Annotated in this window: 17 protein-coding genes; 14 read left to right on the forward strand and 3 right to left on the reverse strand. The window is 48.1% G+C overall.

What is annotated here, in order from left to right:
- Positions 1-11: 11 nt before the first annotated feature.
- Genes B9Y93_RS14560 through B9Y93_RS14575 form a run of 4 tightly spaced genes read left to right on the forward strand, consistent with a single transcriptional unit; the run spans position 12 to position 6,684 of the window.
- Entirely contained in the window at positions 12-3,098 is a 3,087-nt protein-coding gene (locus B9Y93_RS14560) for a glycoside hydrolase family 2 TIM barrel-domain containing protein (protein WP_085495338.1), read from the forward strand.
- Between the two features lie 4 nt (positions 3,099-3,102).
- Positions 3,103-4,815: an amylo-alpha-1,6-glucosidase gene (locus tag B9Y93_RS14565; RefSeq protein WP_085495341.1), complete on the forward strand. Its 1,713-nt coding sequence runs from the start codon at positions 3,103-3,105 to the stop codon at positions 4,813-4,815.
- Complete coding sequence (locus B9Y93_RS14570; RefSeq protein WP_085495342.1) at positions 4,812-5,705, forward strand: DMT family transporter; 894 nt, start codon at positions 4,812-4,814, stop codon at positions 5,703-5,705. The genes B9Y93_RS14565 and B9Y93_RS14570 overlap by 4 nt, the downstream gene beginning before the upstream one ends.
- Positions 5,692-6,684: a LacI family DNA-binding transcriptional regulator gene (locus B9Y93_RS14575; protein ID WP_085495345.1), complete on the forward strand. Its 993-nt coding sequence runs from the start codon at positions 5,692-5,694 to the stop codon at positions 6,682-6,684. Before B9Y93_RS14570 ends, B9Y93_RS14575 begins: the two co-directional genes overlap by 14 nt.
- Before the next feature lie 64 nt (positions 6,685-6,748).
- Here the strand turns inward: B9Y93_RS14575 and B9Y93_RS14580 are convergent, their stop codons facing one another.
- Complete coding sequence (locus tag B9Y93_RS14580; protein WP_085495347.1) at positions 6,749-7,153, reverse strand: hypothetical protein; 405 nt, start codon at positions 7,151-7,153, stop codon at positions 6,749-6,751.
- A gap of 115 nt (positions 7,154-7,268) precedes the next feature.
- On the opposite strand from B9Y93_RS14580, the gene B9Y93_RS24585 reads away from it, so the two are divergent.
- A complete protein-coding gene (locus B9Y93_RS24585; protein WP_176228938.1) occupies positions 7,269-7,508 on the forward strand; it encodes a hypothetical protein in 240 nt (79 codons plus the stop codon).
- 82 nt (positions 7,509-7,590) lie between these two features.
- Here the strand turns inward: B9Y93_RS24585 and B9Y93_RS14590 are convergent, their stop codons facing one another.
- A complete protein-coding gene (locus tag B9Y93_RS14590) occupies positions 7,591-8,259 on the reverse strand; it encodes a DUF421 domain-containing protein (protein WP_244903416.1) in 669 nt (222 codons plus the stop codon).
- A gap of 381 nt (positions 8,260-8,640) precedes the next feature.
- On the opposite strand from B9Y93_RS14590, the gene B9Y93_RS14595 reads away from it, so the two are divergent.
- From B9Y93_RS14595 to B9Y93_RS14635, 9 genes are all read left to right on the forward strand, one after another.
- The gene (locus tag B9Y93_RS14595; protein ID WP_085495352.1) at positions 8,641-10,911 is read left to right on the forward strand and encodes a bifunctional diguanylate cyclase/phosphodiesterase; all 2,271 of its coding nucleotides are present in this window, start codon (positions 8,641-8,643) and stop codon (positions 10,909-10,911) included.
- Between the two features lie 284 nt (positions 10,912-11,195).
- Positions 11,196-12,899, forward strand: coding sequence for a helix-turn-helix domain-containing protein (locus tag B9Y93_RS14600; RefSeq protein WP_176228939.1), 1,704 nt, complete (start codon positions 11,196-11,198; stop codon positions 12,897-12,899).
- A gap of 114 nt (positions 12,900-13,013) precedes the next feature.
- The gene (locus B9Y93_RS14605; protein WP_085495356.1) at positions 13,014-14,021 is read left to right on the forward strand and encodes an ABC transporter substrate-binding protein; all 1,008 of its coding nucleotides are present in this window, start codon (positions 13,014-13,016) and stop codon (positions 14,019-14,021) included.
- 23 nt (positions 14,022-14,044) lie between these two features.
- Entirely contained in the window at positions 14,045-15,052 is a 1,008-nt protein-coding gene (locus B9Y93_RS14610; protein ID WP_085495357.1) for a FecCD family ABC transporter permease, read from the forward strand.
- A 19-nt stretch (positions 15,053-15,071) separates the two neighbouring features.
- Positions 15,072-16,073 (forward strand): FecCD family ABC transporter permease, encoded by a 1,002-nt coding sequence (locus tag B9Y93_RS14615; protein ID WP_085496050.1) that lies wholly within the window; start codon positions 15,072-15,074, stop codon positions 16,071-16,073.
- Between the two features lie 16 nt (positions 16,074-16,089).
- Positions 16,090-17,658 (forward strand): alpha/beta hydrolase, encoded by a 1,569-nt coding sequence (locus B9Y93_RS14620; RefSeq protein ID WP_085495359.1) that lies wholly within the window; start codon positions 16,090-16,092, stop codon positions 17,656-17,658.
- Between the two features lie 321 nt (positions 17,659-17,979).
- Positions 17,980-18,180: a cold-shock protein gene (locus B9Y93_RS14625; protein ID WP_085495361.1), complete on the forward strand. Its 201-nt coding sequence runs from the start codon at positions 17,980-17,982 to the stop codon at positions 18,178-18,180.
- A gap of 214 nt (positions 18,181-18,394) precedes the next feature.
- A complete protein-coding gene (locus B9Y93_RS14630) occupies positions 18,395-18,610 on the forward strand; it encodes a cold-shock protein (protein ID WP_085495363.1) in 216 nt (71 codons plus the stop codon).
- A 261-nt stretch (positions 18,611-18,871) separates the two neighbouring features.
- Positions 18,872-19,786 (forward strand): DMT family transporter, encoded by a 915-nt coding sequence (locus tag B9Y93_RS14635; protein WP_085495364.1) that lies wholly within the window; start codon positions 18,872-18,874, stop codon positions 19,784-19,786.
- A gap of 196 nt (positions 19,787-19,982) precedes the next feature.
- On the opposite strand, the gene B9Y93_RS14640 is transcribed toward B9Y93_RS14635, so the two are convergent.
- On the reverse strand, positions 19,983-21,110 hold the full coding sequence (locus B9Y93_RS14640) for a cytochrome P450 (protein ID WP_085495366.1): 1,128 nt from the start codon (positions 21,108-21,110) through the stop codon (positions 19,983-19,985).
- Positions 21,111-21,181: the final 71 nt, after the last annotated feature.

A 21,181-nucleotide genomic window follows, 5' to 3' on the forward strand; every position in this document is an offset into this window, starting at 1 on the left:
AGGAACTTACGATGAAGAGAACGTATAAACGATGGGAAAACATACAATTGTCTCATATCAATCGCAGAGAGGCTAGAGCAAGCTTCTGGCGCTATCGCTCTCAGGAGCAGGCAGAGCTTATGAATAAGCAGCAGAGCATCGGCTATCAGAGCTTGGACGGGTCATGGCAGTTCTTCTATGTCGAAGCGCCAGAGCTGTCCCCTGCTGGATTCTATGAGAAGGAATACGAGGACAACAGCTGGGATGAGATCCAAGTTCCCTCCTGCTGGCAGATGAAGGGCTACGGGAAGATGAGCTATACCGATCTGTACTACCTGTTCCCGATTCATCCTCCTTATGTGCCAACGGATAATCCGACCGGCATTTATCGGAGAACCTTTCAGCTGGAGGAGCTTCCGTCAGGCGGGAAAACCATTCTCAAGTTCAATGGCGTAGACAGTGCCTTTGATCTATGGATCAATGGCGAGCATGTTGGCTACAGCAAGGTGAGCCGTCTTCCGTCTGAATTCGATATCACGCCTTATGCTGCTCTTGGAGACAATCAGATCACGGTCCGTGTCTATCAATGGTCGGATGGGACGTATCTGGAAGATCAGGATATGTGGTGGATGAGCGGCATCTTCCGCAGCGTTGAGCTGTATCAGACGAGCAAGACGACGCTGGAGGATTGTTATGTGGTTACTACTTTTGACGACAGCTACAAGGACAGCGAGCTGAAGCTTGAGCTGAAGCTTCGCAATGAGGATGCGATAGACAAATCGATCACAGTCGCTTGCAAACTGATCGATGATCAAGGTCAGCAGATGTGCTCCTTCCATGAGACTCTACATGTCCATCGCGAGTCCGAATGCCAAGCTGAGCTTGTGGAGTGGATTCGCTCACCGAAGCACTGGACGGCAGAAACTCCGAACCTGTACCAGCTCTTGATTACTCTTTATGAAGGGGAGCAGATCATTGAAGTCGTGCCGCTTCGGATTGGCTTCCGAGAGATTGAGATTATAGATGGCTGCATCACTGTAAATGGCAAGGCCGTTCTCTTGAATGGGGTAAACCGTCACGACCATGACGCGGTTGAAGGGCGTACAGTTAGCTATGAGGGGATGCTGAAGGACATTGTGCTCATGAAGCAGCACAATATCAATGCTGTGCGTACTTCGCATTATCCGAACCAAGAAGAATTCTATGATCTGTGCGATCAGTATGGTCTCTATGTTATCGATGAGGCAGACCTCGAATGCCATGGATTCGAGCTAACGGGCAAATATGACTGGCTCGCTGACAATCAGCTCTGGGAGTCTTCCTTCGTCGACCGTGCAGAACGCATGGTTCAAAGAGATCGCAATCATCCTTCTATTATTATGTGGTCGCTTGGCAATGAATCCAGCTTCGGCAGCAACTTCCTAGCGATGTATCAGGCCTGCAAGCGTCTTGATCCTACGCGTCTTGTTCATTATGAGGGAGATCCGAAGGGGGTAGCGGGGGATGTATATTCCACCATGTATACCCGTCTTGAGGCATTGAAGGGGATCGGCCAGGATGAAGCGGGCAAGAAGCCGCATGTGCTGTGCGAATATGGTCATGCGATGGGCAACGGCCCTGGCGGGCTCAAGGAGTATCAGGAGGTGTTCCGCCAATACAAGCGTCTGCAGGGGGGCTTTATTTGGGAATGGTGTGACCACGGCATTCTGCGCACGGATGAAGCTGGCAACGAATATTACGCTTACGGCGGAGACTATGGCGATGAGCCGACGAACGGCAATTTCTGTATCGATGGCTTAGTGTATCCTGATCGCACGCCTTCGCCTGCATTAATGGAGTATAAGAAAGTCATCGAGCCTGTGAAGACAGAGGCCGTAGATCTAGCGAACGGCGTCATTTGCATTGAGAATGCTTATAACCATATCGACTTGTCGCATCTGTCCATGAAGTGGAAGGTCGTCTATGATGATCAGGTGCTCACGGAAGGCAAGGAGGAGCTCAGTGACCTTGCAGCGGGCGAAAAAAGAGAGTGGCAGCTTCACTATGCGATCGATTCGGTGCTGCCAAATACCGATTACTATTTGGTCGTCGAGTATGCATTAAAAGAAGAAGCGCCATTTGCTGAGCAGGGTGCTGTAGTGGCGAATGCGCAATTTAAGCTTCCGTATGCAGAGGAGCAAATGATGGAGCGTCTTGTCGACGGACCAATCAGCATCTCCCGCGATGCGGTATATACGACGATCAGCGCAGGAGCCTGCGAAGCCGTCTTCCATCATGTATATGGATATCTGCACAGCTATCGCAAAGGCAGCAGCACAGTAATCGAGCGCGGACCGAGAATGACGATGTGGCGGGCGCCGATTGATAATGATATGTATAAGGTTGAGGACTGGAAAAAGAAATACTTCCTGCATCTATCGAGCGAGCAGTTGAACAGCTTCGACGTCAAGCATTGCGGCAATTATGCGGAAGTGGAGATCTCTACTTACTTCAGCGCCTTGAATCAAGGCTTCGGCTTCGACGTATTGTATCGCTACAAGGTATATGCGGATGGAACGATTGGGCTTCAGATCTCCGGCAGCCCGGTTATTCATTGCAAGGAAGTTCCAGCGCTGCTGCCGCGCCTTGGCATAGAGATGCACACCTGCAAGGCGCTTGATCAGGTCGCTTGGTATGGAAGAGGCTTTGGCGAGAACTATATCGACAGCAGGGAAGCGGCGTTTATGGGTGTATATCGGGCCGCTGTTGAGGATATGCATACGCCATATGTCTATCCTCAGGAGAATGGCAATCGTACGGATGTGAAGTGGTTCAGCCTTGCTGACCAAGACGAGTCCTTGTTAATCAAGGCCAAGCACGCGGTGGAGTTCTCCGTCCACGACTATACAACCGAGGCCTTGGAGCAAGCGAAGCATCGCCATGAGATTAAGAAGGCGCCTTATCATGTGGTCCATCTGGATTATATGCAGACAGGGCTTGGCAGCAACAGCTGCGGTCAAGAGCAGCTTCCACCTTATAAGCTTGGACTGCAGCCATTTGAGATCGAGGTGGAATGGTCGCTCATTGCAGCAGGCGATGAAATCAAGGCAAGCAAGGAGCGCTTTATAGCAGAGGGGTGAGAAGATGACACAACCATGGTATCTAAATATTGCAGAGGTCCCTTTTAGCCGCTATGGCTCGTACTTTGCCTTCACTTATGATACGAAGCAGCAGCTGCTGCTAAGAGATGTGCATGGGGGCGATGAGGCGCCAAGCACACTGTTCACGATGGAACTAGTCAAGGGCGGCCAAGCGGTGCCCTACGAGCTGGAGGCTACGGAGACCAGACTTCGCATCGTGCATAAAGGTCATCCATCAGAATATGCAGAGCTGTGCATCGGTGATGAGGATATTGTGCAGGGGCGCGCACAGGAAGTGGGGCTGAGGCTGACGGCTGTCAAGACGCGTTATGACAGCTTGATGCCTCGCGGCACGAGGCAGTGGGAGTATCATGTGTACGCCAAGGAAATCAAGCTGATGATTAGTGTGCTGGACGGAGCAGCCCATGTAGAAGCGCCCTGGAGAATGGTCGGCAATGAAAGCATCACGCTCTGGCTGAACCCTGATGAGCAAACCTGCGACTTTGCCATCGAGAGCTATAAGACGGTCTGGAAGAAAAAAGAGTATGACCGCTATGAGCAGGCTTGTGAGCGAGTGGATCGCCATTATGCCGAGTGGCTTGAGCGGATGCCGAATGTGGGAGAGCAGTATGAGCCTTCTCGCCGCTTGGCTTCCTATATTACCTGGTCTTGCGTCGTTCATCCTGAAGGCCAGCTGACCGACTATGCGATGTACATGTCGAAAAACTGGATGTTCAACATATGGAGCTGGGATAATTGCTTCAATGCGCTGATGCTGAGCGGACGTGACCCGGAGCTTGCTATGGCGCAGCTGGACCTGTTCATCCATCATCAGGATCAAAGCGGCATTTATGCCGATTTTATCAATGACAAGTTCTTGTCCTTCAACTGCTGCAAGCCTCCCATTCATGCTTGGGCATTCAAGAAGATGAGGCAGCAGCATGACTGGTTCAATCAACCAGAGGTCGTGGCCCGCATGTACAATAGTCTCGTACGAGCTACGAAGTATTGGCTCTTGTATCGTCGAACGGATGACTCAAGTCTGCCTGTCTATACGCATGGCAATGATTCGGGCTGGGATAATGCCTCGATCTTCCATGAGGGAATGCCTGTGGAGGCGCCTGATCTGACGGCGCATCTGATTCGACAGCTGGATATTTTAAGCGAGATGGCGCTTGAGCTCCAGCTAGAGGTGGAGGCCGCTGCATGGAAGCAGCATGCCGATCAGCTGTATGCGCTCCTGATGGAGCGGCTGTATGTGGGTGGCCGCTTTGTCGCAAGATACCAGCCAGAGGATCGGATTATCGCGCATCAAGACAGCTTGATTCTCATGCTGCCTATCGTTATTGGCTACCGCTTGCCTCGTGAGGTGACGGATCAGCTGGTGCTTGGCCTGATGGAGCGCTTCGAAGCCGCATATGGATTATGTACAGAAAGCCATGCCAGCTCATTGTACAAGGAAAATGGATACTGGCTTGGGCCGATCTGGGCTCCTGTCACCTATTTGTTCATTGATGCGCTGCAAGTTAATGGATATAATGAATTTGCATCCAGACTAGCTTCCAAATTTATGAAGATGACACTGATTGGCGGCATGGCCGAGAATTTTGATCCGTTCAGCGGCCGTGGACTTGTCGACCCTGCATTCACGTGGACGTCCAGTGTATTTCTCATGCTGGCCGAGCAGTATGCAGCCATATCGGAGGCCAACGCATGAGAAAGTATGCCGGTGAGATTGGCCTCTTGCTCGTAGCGGTCATTTGGGGAACGGGATTCGTAGCTGGCGCTGTCTCCTTGGAGACGCTGACGCCCTATCAAGTGATGGCGATTCGATTCTTTATCGGTGCTTGCTTAATGTCTGTCATCTTTATGAAGCACTTTCGCTCGTTGACGCGCTCGGCAGTTGGAGCGGGAATCGTGCTGGGGATCTTCTTATTCTTTGCTTTTATGCTGCAGACACTGGGGCTTCAATATACAACGCCCTCCAAGAATGCCTTTCTAACCGCAGTCAACGTTGTCATTGTGCCCTTTATCGGGTATATGTTGTATCGAAGAGGCATTGACAAATTCGGCTTGATTGGTGCCGTGCTCGCGATTCTTGGTGTTGGGGTATTGTCGCTTGAGATGAGGCTGAGCCTGAATCTTGGGGATGGATTAACACTCCTGTGTGCAATATGCTTTGCCTTTCATATTTTCTTTACTTGCGAGTTTGTAAAGAAGCATCCACCCATTGGCTTGACGATCATCCAGATGATCACAGCTTTTGCGCTCTCGCTTCTGGTGGTGCTGTTTCGCGGAGAAGCGCTTCATGTTAACATAGACAGCAAAGGTCTGCTGGCGGCCGTATATCTGGGTGTCTTCAGCACTACGCTCGCATTCTTGCTACAGACGATCGCCCAGAAGTACACATCGGAGACAAAGGCAGCCATTATTTTGTCTACGGAGGCTTTATTTGGCACCTTGTTCTCCATTTTAATTCTTAACGAGGTGCTTACCGCGAGGATGATCATGGGGAGCATCTTGATTCTAGCCGCGATCATTACAGCGGAGACGAAGTTAAGCTTTTTACAAAACAAAACGAGTAGGCGGTATTATGGCGACCATTAAAGACATTGCTGATATAGCCAACGTGTCCATTGCAACCGTGTCTCGAGTGCTTAACTATGACGAGACATTGAACGTGACGGACGAGACGAGGCAGCGTGTATTCGAGGCAGCAGAGCAGCTGTCCTATCAGGTGTCCAATAAAAAAAGAAGAAAAAAGAAATTCAAGATCGGGTTGTGTTACTCCTATTCGCTTGAAGAGGAACTTAATGATACGTATTATCTCTCGATTCGTGTCGCCCTAGAGAAGAAGCTGGAGGCTGAAGGGCTTAAGGTATACCGCATTCGCAGCGGCGATCAGCCCGAGCAGCTCCGCTCGATTGACGGCATCATTTGTCTCGGCTTCTTCCTGCGGGAGGATATTGAGCGCATCGCCAGCTATCAGAAGCCAGTCGTGTTTATCGACTCTTCACCGGATGAGGATTTGTTCGATTCGGTCGTGATTGATTTTCACAAGGCGACGAAGAAGGCGCTCGATTATCTTATGGAGCTTGGCCATACGAAGATTGGGTTTATTGGCGGCGTGGATACCGATAAGTACGGCAATCATTATTATGACCTGCGCCAAGAGGTCTTCGAGGGCTATCTGAAGGAGAAGGGCTTGTATAGCGAGGGCTATATTAAGATTGGCGGTTATAATCCCAAGGATGGCTATTTGCTGCTCAAGCAGCTGCTTGAGCTGGAGGAGAAGCCGACAGCCGTATTTGTAGCTAACGACACGATTGCCGTAGGGTTGTACAAGGCCTGTTCGGAGCTTGGCTACCGCATACCTGAGGATATCAGCATTATCGGCTTCAACGATATTTCCGCGGCTCAGTTTATGGTGCCGCCGCTGACGACGATTCGATTGAATACGGAGTTCATGGGGGAGACTGCGGTGTCGCTGCTGCAGGAGCGCTTGATGAGCGAAAGGGAGCTTAGCTTGAAAGTGACGATTCCGACGCAGTTGATTATTCGCGAGAGTGCAGTGGCTATTCATTAATCATGAATAATGGGAAGGATAGAGGACGTTATTTCGTTCTCTATCTTTTTTATATGATGGATTGTCAAGCTAAGTGCGACAGTTCATCACGTAATAAATGTTTGAAAAGGATATCAGTCAACCACAAGCCTATTGCTGCCATAATAACTGCATATACAATCCCTTCAGCGTGATTCATAAGAGATGAAAATCCTCCTGGATCATCAAAACTGAGCCAAAAGATAACAATCCCTGCAAATATTAAATGTATAATCCCCCCTATAACCAAACCGAGTATATTTCCTTTTATTTTCGCATTGACCAATTCTGCTACGATAGAGCACGGCACTCCAACTATTAAATAACCAGCACAAAAAATTGTGAAATATACAATAAAGGAAGAATGACCATCAATCAATACAAATAAATAAGATAAAATTACAGATGTAAATACAGCAGACATAAACTTTCTCACAATCATTCCCTTCATAAGATCCCCGCTCCTCAATAAAAAATAAGCTTCTCGGAATTCACTTACCGTTGTAGACTCTGGGATTTCTTATGGGTTATTTTCTTGTTTCACTTCCAAATTCAGGAGGGACAAGATGAAAAATCAGAATCGGAACGTTTTGAGATTGGGTATCAGAAAAGGGCGGAGTAGATTGGACGGGAGGATTAGCGCTTTCAATATAAAAACCGCTAAGCAATTTTCGGAACTGCCGCTCAGCGCTCCATCTCTTCTTTCCATTATACAGCACAATCGGCACGATGGGCAGCAGACGAAACGTTTTTCGATTGGCATTGATATGGAGGGAGCGGCGATGAAAAAAAGGAATGTCCTTTAACAAGTAACAAAGTTGAATCGCTAATTGTGTCACTCTAGCAGCAGTCAGTTATGGTGGGTTCATTCTAACCCTATGCAGGGTATCAATGGTACACAGGCGGGAGCTGCTGATGGTCCTCTTCATAATACTTGCTGATATGAAGCTCGCGGTTATCATTAATCGTCGCGAGAAAAATATCGGAAAGAGGGATGTTATGCGGCTCGATCATCTCTAGGACTTCAAGCTCCTTAATTTGAAGCGCCGCCAATACATTGGCATCCAAGCGCCCCTCACGAACGATCGGGTAAGCAACAGAACTTTTACTTGTAGCTCCTGCTTTCTCCATAATGCTCAGTTTGCCGTTCGCCTCAAGGATGGCGAGATCTACCTGCTCAACATCAAAGATTTGCTCCTCTCTTAGCATTTGCAAGATATTATCCATTGAATATTTTACTTTGTTTAATTGGCGATAAATGAGCTTTCCTTTGTATATGACAATGAGCGGCTCGAAGGTAACCAGCTTTCCAAACCAAGGCCATTTAATAACTCCAATGGAGAAGCATTTTTGGAGAAAACCTATGGCAAGTATAGCGAAGGCGGTAGGAAAGTGCTTAATATCGGGGTCAGCAATATCTGCTCCTACTACAGAACCCAATGCCAGAATGATGAGAAAATCAAACACAGGCATTTCACCAATTGCTCTTCTGCCCATAAATAGATTAACAAACAGAACGAGCGGGAAAATCGTAATAATTCGCAATAGAATCATCATGTAATCCTGAATTTCAGATATGGCGGTAACCTCCTTCGAAAAGGCATATGAAGTCATGCAGGCGATTGTTTACATAGCATAACCCAATTGTTCCCTGATCATGAATGATTGGGCAGCATGGTTGCGATCAAGTGCGGAATACCGTTCCCTTAACATTGGCAGACTTTGAGGCAATACCATTAATTTTTATAACAAAAAATGGAAGAAGGCATGAGATGGTTTTTTCTAGACAAACGTAAAGAAGCCGAACATAGGTACATCGGTGGATTGACACTCCATAAGATTCACAGAAAAGTTGCTTTAATGAGGTGAGAATCTATGCTAAATTTAGGAGGTGAATTGTTTCACGATGCAGGATATCATCTTTAGGCGGATTTACATATGAAACCAAAAAAAGTGTACACTCGAATAACGACGACGTTAATTCTAATGGCGGCTCTTTTATTTGGCGGGAGCTCCTATTATTACGTGGATTGGGTATCGAATTCGTTGGAGCAAGAAGCGGTGCGCACGATCTCTGAAACAACGATTCAAGCCAGTTATTCGATTCGAAATATGATTACAGGGCAAATTCGTGTATTGGACGGAATTGCGGATACATTATCGAAAGCCAACTATCAGGATATGGGGGAGATTCGGCAGTACTTAAGCCACTTTGATGAGAAATACAATTTTAACCGCATTAGTATCTGCACTCCAGAAGGCATAGCCTATGCATCCGATGGTCAAACGCTCAATGTGTCTAAGGAACCCGGATTTCAAAAAGCACTTCAAGGCATCAGCAATATTTCCCCCCCATTTCTAGATCAGATTTCACATCGAGAGATTATTACGTTTAACAGTCCGCTTGTGATTGATGGCGAGGTCAGAGCGACCTTAAGCGCGAGCAGGTACTCCCAGGATTTATATGAAGCATTAGGGACTTCTTTTTTTAATGGCTATGGCTATTCTCTTATTATCGATCGCAAAGGCACGGTCATCCTTGCCTCACAGCATCCAGACAGCAATCATTCCATCCATAATTGGTTTGAATATCTGAGTCGAGATGAGCGCAATAAAAAAACATTAAAGCCGTTCAGTGAACAATTGATGAGAGGTTCAAGCGGAGTAGGCAGCTTTGTGCTGGATGGCGATAAAAAGTTCATCGGCTATTCCAAGATGCAGGGAATCAATGATTGGTACGTGGTATCCGTTGTATCCAAAAATGTCGTCATGAACAGAGCAGACGTGATCATTGGCTCGACGTACCTCTTGTGTCTGATCGTGTTCACCGCATTGATGGCCATCTTTGCCGTGATCTCCCGCAGCAAAAAAAGACATCAGCAGGAGATGGAGAGCATCGCCTTTTTGGATGGGCTTACTAAGCTTCCTAGCGGCTATAAGTTCCATCTAGATGCCTGTCATCTGCTTAAAAAGCATGCAGGCTCAGACACGCAAATGGCGGTCGTTCAATTCAATATTGATCGTTTTAAATATATTAATGAAATCTATGGCTACCAAGAGGGCAATCAGATTTTGCAGCATATTGGGAAGACGCTGCAAGATCAGGTGTGTGCTAGGGATCGCATTGGCCGATTGCATGGGGACCGATTCATTCTGCTTACGTCGTACAAGACCAAGGCCGAGCTGTGGTCGCGCATGAATGAGCTTAATCAGCATCTAAGCGAATACACCTCGCAAGTGACAGAGGATCTTCATTTGGTCATTCATTGCGGCATCTATATCGTGATCGATAAAAAAATGGACATATACACCATGATGGACCGAGCGGGAATGGCAGCTAAGTCTGTCAAAGGCAGCTATGGAAGCATCTGCGCCTTTTTTAGTGATGAGATGCTAGAGCGGGTGGTGGAAGAGCAGAATATTGAGCGGCGCATGCATGACGCCTTAGCAAATGGAGAGTTCGAAGTATATCTTCAGTCCAAATATGACCTGAATGATCGGAGCATGCAGTGCGCAGAGGCGCTCATTCGTTGGAACCATCCTGAGAAAGGGTTGATTCCACCTAACGCTTTTATTCCCGTATTTGAGAAAAACGGCTTTATCGTGCAAGTGGACTTAATGGTATTTGAATTTGTGTGCAGCTTGATTAAAAGGTGGATGGATCAAGGCATAAAGCCTATTCCGATCTCGGTCAATTTTTCGAGAGTGCATCTGTTTCGATCCGACTTTTTGCTTAATCTCTCTTCGATTATAAAAAAGTACAGCATTCCTCCAGCCCTCATTGAGATTGAACTAACAGAATCGATCGTATACGAGAATATCGATTATTTGCGGGATGTGCTGCTTAAGCTCAAATGCTTAGGATTCACGCTATCCATTGATGATTTTGGGACGGGATACTCCTCCCTTAGCCTGCTGCAATCCATCCCGGCGGATGTGATTAAGCTCGATCGCGGCTTTTTCCTGAACGAGGCCAACGACGAACGTGGGAGAATCGTGATTGCCAACATGATTAAGCTTGCACATGATCTGAAGATGAGAGTCGTGGCGGAAGGAGTCGAGACCGAGGCGCAGGTTCAATTTTTGCAGAGCATGAACTGCAATTTAGCCCAAGGCTATTATTTTGCTAAGCCTATGCCTGTGGCTCAGTTTGAGTCAAGTTTGTTTGGGGAAACGAGAGTATTCGAGCAGGGAGGACGTCTTGACTGAATCCTTGAATTAGGGGCCTTTTATGATGAAAGGCTCCTTTTTGTTCTTGGCTTCTTGAATCATGGGATATGACCAAAAGGAAAATGGGCAGAGCAATGGGAGAAGACGGGAGATAGCCGTTAAGATGCTTCTAAACATTTATAAGCAATAATGAACCCGAACGGAAAAGAGCATGCATTTTATAAGAAAAGCACAAAAACTCTTGCACACTAATAATGATAATGATTATCATTATTATATATTTTAATGAAAGCGGGTCTTAAGTGATGAACAAGCAGGGAGAAATGACTATCAATCAAGGCTTCATCCCCCGTATTACATGCTGCAAGAACGCTGACATGGTGCAGGAGGCTCCAGTTGGAGATGCTTTCTCGCCAGATAGGGATATAACGGTCAGGCTATGGAGCACGGCAATGATCAAGCTTAGGGCAGGCGAACAGTGTGAAGGACAATTGAATACAAGCTATGCTGTGGCTGTCCTTCTCTATGGGGCTGGAACCTTGCTGCGCGATCAGATGGCTGCTCGTCTCAAGCAGGATCAAGTGTATGTAGCGAAGCCTGGGAGCACCTTGCAGCTAATTGCTGACGAAGGAGAAGAATTAGCCGTTGCCGTACTGAGGTGGAGCTTTTATCATGAGCCTTTTCATGCATCAAGGCAGCTGCAGGAAGTCGAAGACGCTGACTGGCTGCCGGGTCAGATTGAGCTTGAGCCATCAGGGGCTATTGCTGAACGATGCCGCAATATCATTGAACATCATCGTGACATCGATCCGCTGCTTCGCTGGCACGCGCAGGTGGAGATGCAAGAGCTGCTGCTAGGTGTCGCGCAGGCCATTAGACAGCTAGAAAAGCCTGTCTCTACAGGATCTTTGGAGCATGCGAGGACCTACATTGAACAGCATTTCCATGAGGAGCTAACGACAGATCACCTGGCTCGAATTGCGGAGCTAAGTCCGAAATATTTTGTGGATTCCTTTAAAAAAGAATATGGCTTGAGTGCCATTACGTATATAACGGAGCTTCGGATGGCAAGGGCGAAGCAATTGATGCTGCGCTCGGACAAGCTGCTTCGAGATATCGCCCACGAGGTGGGCTACGAGGATGAATTTTATTTCAGCCGCAAATTCAAGAAGATGCATGGTTCTTCGCCATCCCAATTTATGAGGAGAAGACGATGCCGCAAGATCGCGATTTATGGTTGCCATAGCATCATTGGCTATGTTCTTCCGCTGCATATTATCCCTTTTGCGGCTCCCATGCACCCGAAGTGGACCGGATATTATATGGAACGAATCGGTGTAGATATTCCGTACCATTTGCACGTGTACCATGGCACCGATTATCAGCCGGATAACATCGAGCAGCTTATCAGGATTCGTCCGGATGTCATAGTGTGCAGATCGACGCTAAAACGCACAGTAAAGGAGCGGCTTGGGGCGCTGGCACAAGTTATAGAGCTGCCGGAGTTCAAGAACAACAGCTGGAGATGCGGTCTAATGGCGTTGGCAGAGACACTGGGCGAGACAGCGGAAGCAGAACGTTGGCTCCAAGCCTACGACAGAAAAGTGAAGAAGTGTCGAAGCTCGCTCTCCTCGTGTAGGCAAGGGGCAACAATTGTATGCTTGCGAATGCATAAGCGAGAGTTGTTTCTATACACGAACCAGGGCATTGAAGATGTGGTTTATGGAGATCTAGGCATGGTGAAGCCGGATGCCCTTCGTTCCTATGACGTAGAACAACCGATTACCCTGCAGCAGCTTGAAAAGTTAGATTGTGATCTCGCGCTGTTGCTTGTACGCCAGGAAACAGAAACGTTGGAGCATTGGAGCAGATTACAGAGGTCTAGTGAGTGGCTCTCCTTGGATTTGGTGCGGAAGGAACGCGTGCTGCAGGTCTCTTCTAGCCCATGGCGAGAGTATTCTCCGGAGGCGATGCTAAGAATGCTGGAGCAGGCCACCGCGCTGCTGTCTGGAAAATGTCCATGCTGAATCTGGATAATATCCATGGAAAAAAGGCAAGGTCTCCCTATAATTAATAATGAGAATCATTATCAATATTAATTATTAATTGGGGTTATTTTTGAAGGGAGATACAGAAGAGGTATGAAAAAGTGTGGCATGCTGTTGAGCCTTGTTATGGCTCTATCCATCGTATTAACGGCTTGCGGAGGTAACGCGGCTAAAGAATCTAAGGCAAGCGAGAACACCGCTTCGGAAACGGTCAATCCGGCGGAATCCAAGAACACCGCTTCACAGGATGCTGCTCAAGATAAGCGAGTAGTGAAATATCTTGATCAAGAATATGATCTTCCAGCCAACACAGAACGAATTGTGATTACAGGTGCGCTTGAAGCGATGGAGGATGCTGTATTGCTTGATGTTCATCCGATTGGCGCAAGCTCTGTCGGCGGGAAGTTCCCAGAAATATTCGCATCCATCACGGACAAGGCAGAATCTGTTGGCGAGAAAACAGAGCCTAATTTTGAAAAAATATTGGCGCTTAAACCAGATGTTATCCTTGCCTCCAGCAAGTCTGAGCCAGCAGTAATCGAGCAATTGAACAAAATTGCACCGGCCATTCCTTACTCCCATGTCTCCACGAACTGGGAAGAGAATGTGACGCTGCTTGGCGAGCTGAGCGGCAAGCAAGATCAAGCGGCGAAGGTGATTGCAGACTACAAGGCTGATCTGGAATCAGCAAAGAGCAACCTTAGCGATAAGCTAAAAGACAAAGAAGTTGCGATGATTCGTGTTCGTTCTGGCGAGCTTATGGTGTATTCCCCAACCGTATTCTTTAATCCATTCTTATATGAAGATCTAGGTCTTGCTGTGCCAGCGGAAGTGCATGCGGCGAAGAAGCAAGAGAAGATCTCTGTCGAGAAGCTTGCCGAGATGAACCCTGATTACTTGCTCGTGCAATTCTCGCCAGATGAGAACAAGGACAATCCGAATGCATTAGAAGATTTCAAAAACAATCCCATTGTCAGCAAACTTGATGCTGTGAAGAACGGACATTTGTATGTCAATCTTGTTGACCCTCTTGCACAAGGCGGTACAGCATACAGCAAAGTTGCTTACCTCAAGGCATTCGTTAGCGAACTCAGCAAATAATTACAGACAAGGTGTGCTGCTACATGCGCATAAAAGCTTCGTTGCCGGCTGTCATCCTCGGGGTGGCGCCGGCAGCTGTTGTATTGATCATATTATTGTCGGTGCTATATGGAGCGAAAAATATCGAGGCTTCAACGATTTGGAATGCGGTATTTCACTTTGACCCTGAGAATGTGGACCATCAGATTATCCGCTATTCACGCTTGCCTCGTGTCATAGGAGCTTTATTGATTGGAACCTTCCTTGCCATCTCAGGCGCTCTCATGCAGGGAATGACAAGAAACTACCTGGCTTCCCCATCCATTATGGGGGTATCGGATGGATCTGTGTTTGCAGTTACGATGGCGATGGTATTCCTGCCAAACCAACATTCGGTCAGCATGATTGTGCTCTCCTTAATTGGCTCGGCTGTGGGTGCTGGCATTGTATTTGGCCTTGCCAGCGTGATACCAAAGGGCATGTCGCCAGTGAAGCTTGCGATCTTGGGCACAATAGTAGGCTTATTCCTTAATGGCGTTGCTGACGCCATCGCGACTTACTATCAGGTGTCCCAAAGCATCAGCTTCTGGTATAACGCAAGGCTGCATCAGCTGGATCCTGAGATGATCAAGCTGTCCATTCCATTTGCGATTGTGGGAATTGGGCTGGCTATTGCGCTGTCCAGACAGATTACGATCCTCTCGCTTGGTGATGAGCTCTCTGCGGGACTTGGTCAACGAACTCGCCTGATCAAAGGCCTGACGATGCTCTCGGTCATCATCTTAACCGGGATATCTGTAGCCTTGGCAGGCAAAATAGCCTTTATCGGACTGATTATTCCTCATATTACGAGATTCCTTGTTGGTTCGGATTATCGCAATATCGTGATTGTCTCTGGCGTATTGGGCGGATTATTTCTGGCCTTGTGCGATGTGCTGTCTCGCTTTGTGAATTACCCGTTCGAGACGCCAATTGGTGTGGTAACGGCGTTGTTCGGGGTTCCGTTCTTCCTCTACCTTATTCGAGTGAAGGGAGGTGGGCAACGTGGATAAGCGGCATCCTGCGCTGCGCATGTGGACGGTTCTGTTCACCTGCTTTGCGATTATTGCGGCAGCTATTTATCTTAGCATTACAAGCGGCTCCTTCTCCATCTCGATTGCAGATATTGTGAAGACACTGCTTCGCATCATTCGCGTGCCAGAGTATGATCTTGTTATTTTTGAATTTCGTTTGCCGCGAATTGTGCTTGGCATGCTGGTCGGGTTTGCCCTTGGCATCGCAGGCGCGGTTATTCAAGGGATTACGCGCAATGGCTTGGCTGATCCCGGCATTCTAGGCATTAACGCAGGCGCGGGGATGGCCGTCGTCTTGTTTATGTTCTTGTTCCGCGGCGAGATGGATATCACCGGAACCTTGTCCATCATGATGATGCCGATGTTCGCGTTAGTCGGAGGACTTGCTGCGAGTGCGCTTATTATGCTGTTTGCAAGGCAGAATGGAGAGCTTGATCCTCAGCGTCTCATTCTCGTTGGTATTGCCATGACGACAGGCTTTGGTGCGGTTACAATGTTCTTATCGCTTAAGATGAATCCGCAGGATTATGAGATGGCTGTCGTATGGCTTGCGGGAAGCATATACAGTGCCAACTGGAAGTTCGTGCTTACCGTATTGCCGTGGGTGATCGTGCTTCCGCCTATAATCTGGACCAGGTACCGCGCGCTTGATGTCCTTCAGCTGGAGGAAGTTAGCGTGAAGGGGCTTGGCCTGCCTGTGCAGCGCGAGCGTTTGATCCTGCTTCTATGCAGTGTTGGACTTGTGGCAGCGAGTGTATCCGTTGCAGGAAGCATCGGGTTTGTCGGCTTGATTGCACCGCATATGGCGAGACGGCTCGTAAGCCATTCTCACCGTTACATCTTGCCTGTCAGCGGGGTTGTGGGCATGGCGATGGTCGTGGTCGGTGACTGGATCGGCAAGACGATATTCGCACCTGCCCAGTTGGCTGTCGGAATCGTTATATCTGTTATAGGCGTGCCATACTTTGTCTATTTGCTCATTACAGCGGATAAAAAATAACAGGAAGGACAATAAGATGAATCGTTATCACACTGTGATTGTGTATGAGAGAAGGCTGAGCGTGTATCTTCCTCCTTCCTATGAACAAGGGATAGACCGCTATCCGGTAGCTTACGTTCAGGATGGCGGGGAGCTGTTCCATGATTGTGCCAATTATTTGGATTTGCTGTTCCGGGAAAAAAAGCTGCCTGAGCTTATTCTGATCGGAATCGAACCCCATAATCGCAACGCTGAGTACACACCGTGGGCTGCAGATCCAACCATGAAGGGCTTCCCGAGCTTTGGCGGAAGCGGGCGGGCTTACGTGGATGAAGTGGCAGATACGATCAAGCCCTTTATTGACAGCGAATACCGTACTTTGTCTGGCAAAGAGCAAACCGCGATCCTGGGCGGCTCCTTTGGCGGCTTGATATCCATGTTTGCAGGTTATTGGAGGCCCGACACATTTGGCTTGATCGGCATGCTGTCCACCTCATGCTGGTTCCAAGGCGTCTTGGATTATGTCGACAAAGAAGAGGCGCCTTCAAGCAATCTGCGAATCTACATGAGCGTGGGGAGTGCTGAAGGCATCTATAAGACAAGCATTCAACAGCATATGGTCCCGAACAATGTGGCGGTTCAGCGGCTATGGCGGGAGAAGGGATTTCCCGAAGAGCGGCTTCGCTTTGACATTGACGCCGGGGGCACGCATGATGCCTTTTTTATGACGAGGCGCTTTATCGATGCGCTTCAATGGCTGTTCGGCCAAGCGGCTATAGAGGCAGACGGTCATGTACAAAGTCCAACTGCTTCGCGTTATTCTCAGCCTGGCACGGACAGCTTCACCGTCATATCGAAGCATACAGGAAGGGAATATAAGATCTTCGTGTATGTGCCTGCAAAGCCCGCGCCGCAAGAAGGGTATCCGATTCTATACGCTCTTGACGGCAATGCGTACTTTGGCTCGCTGGCTGAGGCGATGCGCATGCAATCCAGGCATCCGCTCGGCCTAGATCCGGGCATGATCGTGGGCATTGGTTATGATTCCGATGAGCCCTTCGTAGCGGCTCGCCGGTTCTATGACTTTACAACGCAAGCAGCTGAGGATTCCAAGCGTCCGGATGGTTCACCTTGGCCAGAGACGGGCGGAGCAGAACCATTTCTAACGTTCATCGTAGAAGAACTTCAGCCGTTAATAGAGGCGCGCTACTCTGTTGATGCCAAGCGCAGAGGACTCTTTGGCCATTCCTTAGGAGGGCTGTTCACGTTGTTTGCGCTCAGACAGCAGCCTGCTGCCTTCTTGACATACGTGGCGGGAAGTCCTTCGATATGGTGGAATGGACAAGCCATGCTGACATGCTATCAGGACTGGCTGCCTGTGCTTCAAGATGGAGCGATAAAGGCAAGACTTCTGTTGTCCATTGGCTCAGAGGAGAAGCCGTCTATGATTGAGGATGCAAAGCATCTCAATGAGATGGTGCAGTCCTATACCGCAAAGGGCATCGAGTCCACCTTCGACTTGATTGAGGGAGAGGGGCATGTCTCCGTCATTCACCCGATGATAAGCCGAATGTTTCGGTTGTTATTTGGCAAAAATAACGGATGAGTGAATACGATTGCACAGGAAAATGCCGAAGGGCTGAATCACAAGAAACGAGAAGAGGCATTGCGCTGATTGACTCTTCGGCATGGTTTCCTGTCCGTGTAAACATTGGAAAATGTCAGGTGCAAAATTGAGCCTATAAAAGTTGCAAAGCAAATTCAATTATGATATGATAAAAGCAATAAGAATATAAAATGATCCCTAGAAAAGTCACATATTGTAGAGGGTTATTATTTTATGTGAAATAGCCTTGTGCAATATGTGATTTTTATTTTTCACGGAATATAGAGGTCATGTAATTAATATTATTGGAGGTAACACTCAATGGAAACAGGAACAGTAAAATGGTTTAACGCAGAAAAAGGTTTTGGATTTATCGAAGTTGAAGGCGGCAACGATGTATTCGTACACTTCAGCGCAATCGTAGGCGACGGCTACAAGTCTTTGGACGAAGGCCAACGCGTAGAATTCAACGTGGTACAAGGCAACCGCGGACCACAAGCTGAAAACGTAGTTAAGCTGTAAGTTAGTCATCTATGCTCCAAACTTCAAGTTTGGAGCATTTTTACTTTATAATCCGAATAGAATGAATGGATGCCGTTTTAGGCAGCAGCCAGCCTTCTATTTAGAGATATAACCAGCCTCTGGCCGGGGCCATTCATCATGAATTGGCTTTGCAAGGGGTTTTCTCATGTTTGTAGGTGCAGTCACCATACTATAAGAGAAAGAGGGATGCTACATGTACCATTCACGTAAGAGACCAATGGATGAGATTGCTGAGGAGATGACGGCGATATGGTCTTGCTCGAGCGATTCGTGCAATGGATGGATGAGGGATAATTTCTCTTTTGATAAAGATCCAGCCTGTCCGCATTGCCAATCTCCTATGGTGAAAGGTGAGAAGATGCTTCCGGTGGTTCCGAATACCGGGATCGTGAGCAACAAAGAGGACTAGGATTAACCTCCTTTTCTTATAACTCAATATGCAAGACCATGAGAGATACATCATCGTTTATTCATCATCAAGTTAGCCGACCGCATGAGGTCGGCTTTTTGTTTTGCGGGCGTAGTCTCCATTTTTTTTGCATTTTCTGCGAACCACAACAAAAAAGCGCTTGTTTGTGAGCAAAACGTATTGCAAGTTTTCGTTACATGATTCACAATGTAGAGCATATGTGCCTGATTATATAAAAAAGGGATGGAGAATGTCATCGTCATGGAACGAAATTGGATGTACTACGCGGGGCTGGTCATCGTTGCCGCGATTTGGGGAACCAACTTTGCTGTCTCGAAGCAGGCGATGGAGACGTTTGATCCGATCTTGTTTACCTTCCTGCGCTTTGGACTTACCATACCGTTCTTTTTTATGCTGCTTAAGCTTAAGGAAGGCAGCGTAGGTGTGTCGCTCAAGGATGCTCTCAAGCTGGCATTGATCGGCTTGGTAGGGGTAACGGGACTGGAGATTGCGACCATGTACTCGATCAAATGGACCACAATTGCGAATGCCTCTTTGCTGAATGTGGCCCCTTGGCCTGTGTTTACCGCGATATTCGGCACCTTTCTGATGGGGGAGCGAATCACGTCGAGGCTTGTGGTGGGGGGCTTAGTCGCCATGATTGGCGTCGGCTTCGTTATTTTGGGTGGCGACCAGGGATTTGATCTATCCTCTAGCCATATGCTCGGCAATCTGCTTGCTCTAGGCATAAGCATCGTCGGAGCGTTGTTCAATCTGGCCTGCTTGCCCCTTATTAAGCGATACTCTGCGCTAAGAGTCAGCGCGTGGTACATTATGTTTGGGTCGCTGTTTATGGCTCCGTTAACATTTCGTTCATGGGATCAGGTGGACTGGGGAGCCTTGTCGGCTGGCAGCTACATAGCGGTTATCTACAATGTGTTCTTCTGTACCATATTTGCGTTTGTGGTCTGGAATGCCAGCATGCATAAGGTAGGCGCGGCGCATTCAAGCTTCTTCCGATATGTTACGCCAGCAGCTGCTATGATAGCAGGATACTTTTTCTTTGGCGAGACGGTCTCGATTTGGCAGGGGGTTGGCTCAATCTTTATGGCTGCGGGCCTGATCTGGATTACGCTGGATCATAAAAAAGATGCACCCGTTGACACTGCTGCATGAAGGGAAGCTTAGATCACAGGGCATCTACAGGAGAACGATAGTGATTCTGCGATCCACCGTTTATGTTCGATTCAAGATAACGTAGAAGAAGGAATGGGCGGGCCCATTCCTTCTTTTTTATTGCATGCCTCATGATCAGATACAACATGATGGAACGTTTAGCATGCTTAGACATGCATATTGACTAAAAACGGCGTTACTCGTACAAATGAATGGGAAGGGATTGCAGAGCGAACATCATGGAACTGTCCGTTCGCTGCAGTGGAATGGAGCGGTTTCTGTAATAATGGGGAAACCGATCCAGAATGGCTTCCAGCATAATTTTGGATTCAAGCCGTGCCAGCTGCGCACCCAAGCAGTAATGAATGCCGCTTCCTAAGCCAAGATGAGGATTCGGGCTGCGGAACATATCGAAGCGCTCCGGATGGTCAAACACAGTCTCGTCATGGTTCGCTGAACCAATCCATAGTCTGACGAATTGGCCGGCTTGAAGGACGTGTCCGGCGAGCTCTGTATCCTGCTTTACCTGCCGGAACATATGCTGGACCGGTGAACAGTAACGGAACACCTCCTCCAAGGTTCCAGGTATAAGCGAGCGGTCAGCCAAGAGCTGCTCTCTTACCTCTGGCAGGCTGTCTACACACAGTAGGGCAGAAGTGATAAGGTTGGTTGTCGTTTCATTGCCTGCAACCAATAGAAGAATGCAGAAGCCGATCAATTCAATCTCGCTCAAGGATTCTCCTTCCACCTTGGCCTGCACAAGATTGGAGATCAAGTCATCCTTTGGCGAGCTTCTTCTCTCTTCAATAATGACGTTGAAGTAAGCCGTCATCTCCTCCTGACATTGCAGGTAAGCTTCATAGTCGCTGCCGACAAGCGCATCAGACCATTGCTTGAATTGCGCACGATCCTCAACAGACACACCCAGCATTTCTGCTATAACGGTAATGGGAAGCGGGCTCGCAAGAGAAGCGAGCACATCAATGCTGCGCTCCTTCTCTGCTTGGTCCAAGAGAGAATGGGTAATCGACGTAATCTTTGGAGCCATGCTCTCAATGACACGAGGAGTAAAGGCTTGGGAAACCAGCATCCTCAGCTGCCTATGCTTGGGAGGGTCCTGCCGAAGCACACTGGAGTCGATCGGTTCCTTTGCGTCCTCTGTGCCTTGCGAGGAAAAGACTGCATAGTTGGTGAACGCTTCTTTGACCTCTTGATAACGATACAATTCCCACATTTGTCCCTCCTCCTGAAGATGAACAGGGGAGGTGCTGCGCATTTCTTTGAATTGACTTAAAGGCAATAGCTCCGATTGATTCCATTCCATCGAGATCCCTCGCTTTCAAATAATAATGCTGCACAATTAGAACTGACTAGTCAGTACAAATCAAAGGCAAA

The sequence above is a fragment of the Paenibacillus aquistagni genome (genome assembly GCF_900177815.1).
In the GTDB taxonomy this organism is placed as follows: Bacteria; Bacillota; Bacilli; order Paenibacillales; family Paenibacillaceae; genus Paenibacillus_B; species Paenibacillus_B aquistagni.

Bases quoted from the DNA above. Each gene is read 5' to 3' on its own strand.
- B9Y93_RS14560 (WP_085495338.1), top strand. From the start codon at position 12: ATGAAGAGAACGTATAAACGATGGGAAAACATACAATTGTCTCATATC.
- B9Y93_RS14565 (WP_085495341.1), top strand. From the start codon at position 3,103: ATGACACAACCATGGTATCTAAATATTGCAGAGGTCCCTTTTAGCCGC.
- B9Y93_RS14570 (WP_085495342.1), top strand. From the start codon at position 4,812: ATGAGAAAGTATGCCGGTGAGATTGGCCTCTTGCTCGTAGCGGTCATT.
- B9Y93_RS14575 (WP_085495345.1), top strand. From the start codon at position 5,692: ATGGCGACCATTAAAGACATTGCTGATATAGCCAACGTGTCCATTGCA.
- B9Y93_RS14580 (WP_085495347.1), bottom strand. From the start codon at position 7,153: ATGAAGGGAATGATTGTGAGAAAGTTTATGTCTGCTGTATTTACATCT.
- B9Y93_RS24585 (WP_176228938.1), top strand. From the start codon at position 7,269: ATGAAAAATCAGAATCGGAACGTTTTGAGATTGGGTATCAGAAAAGGG.
- B9Y93_RS14590 (WP_244903416.1), bottom strand. From the start codon at position 8,259: ATGATGATTCTATTGCGAATTATTACGATTTTCCCGCTCGTTCTGTTT.
- B9Y93_RS14595 (WP_085495352.1), top strand. From the start codon at position 8,641: ATGAAACCAAAAAAAGTGTACACTCGAATAACGACGACGTTAATTCTA.
- B9Y93_RS14600 (WP_176228939.1), top strand. From the start codon at position 11,196: ATGACTATCAATCAAGGCTTCATCCCCCGTATTACATGCTGCAAGAAC.
- B9Y93_RS14605 (WP_085495356.1), top strand. From the start codon at position 13,014: ATGAAAAAGTGTGGCATGCTGTTGAGCCTTGTTATGGCTCTATCCATC.
- B9Y93_RS14610 (WP_085495357.1), top strand. From the start codon at position 14,045: ATGCGCATAAAAGCTTCGTTGCCGGCTGTCATCCTCGGGGTGGCGCCG.
- B9Y93_RS14615 (WP_085496050.1), top strand. From the start codon at position 15,072: ATGTGGACGGTTCTGTTCACCTGCTTTGCGATTATTGCGGCAGCTATT.
- B9Y93_RS14620 (WP_085495359.1), top strand. From the start codon at position 16,090: ATGAATCGTTATCACACTGTGATTGTGTATGAGAGAAGGCTGAGCGTG.
- B9Y93_RS14625 (WP_085495361.1), top strand. From the start codon at position 17,980: ATGGAAACAGGAACAGTAAAATGGTTTAACGCAGAAAAAGGTTTTGGA.
- B9Y93_RS14630 (WP_085495363.1), top strand. From the start codon at position 18,395: ATGTACCATTCACGTAAGAGACCAATGGATGAGATTGCTGAGGAGATG.
- B9Y93_RS14635 (WP_085495364.1), top strand. From the start codon at position 18,872: ATGGAACGAAATTGGATGTACTACGCGGGGCTGGTCATCGTTGCCGCG.
- B9Y93_RS14640 (WP_085495366.1), bottom strand. From the start codon at position 21,110: ATGGAATGGAATCAATCGGAGCTATTGCCTTTAAGTCAATTCAAAGAA.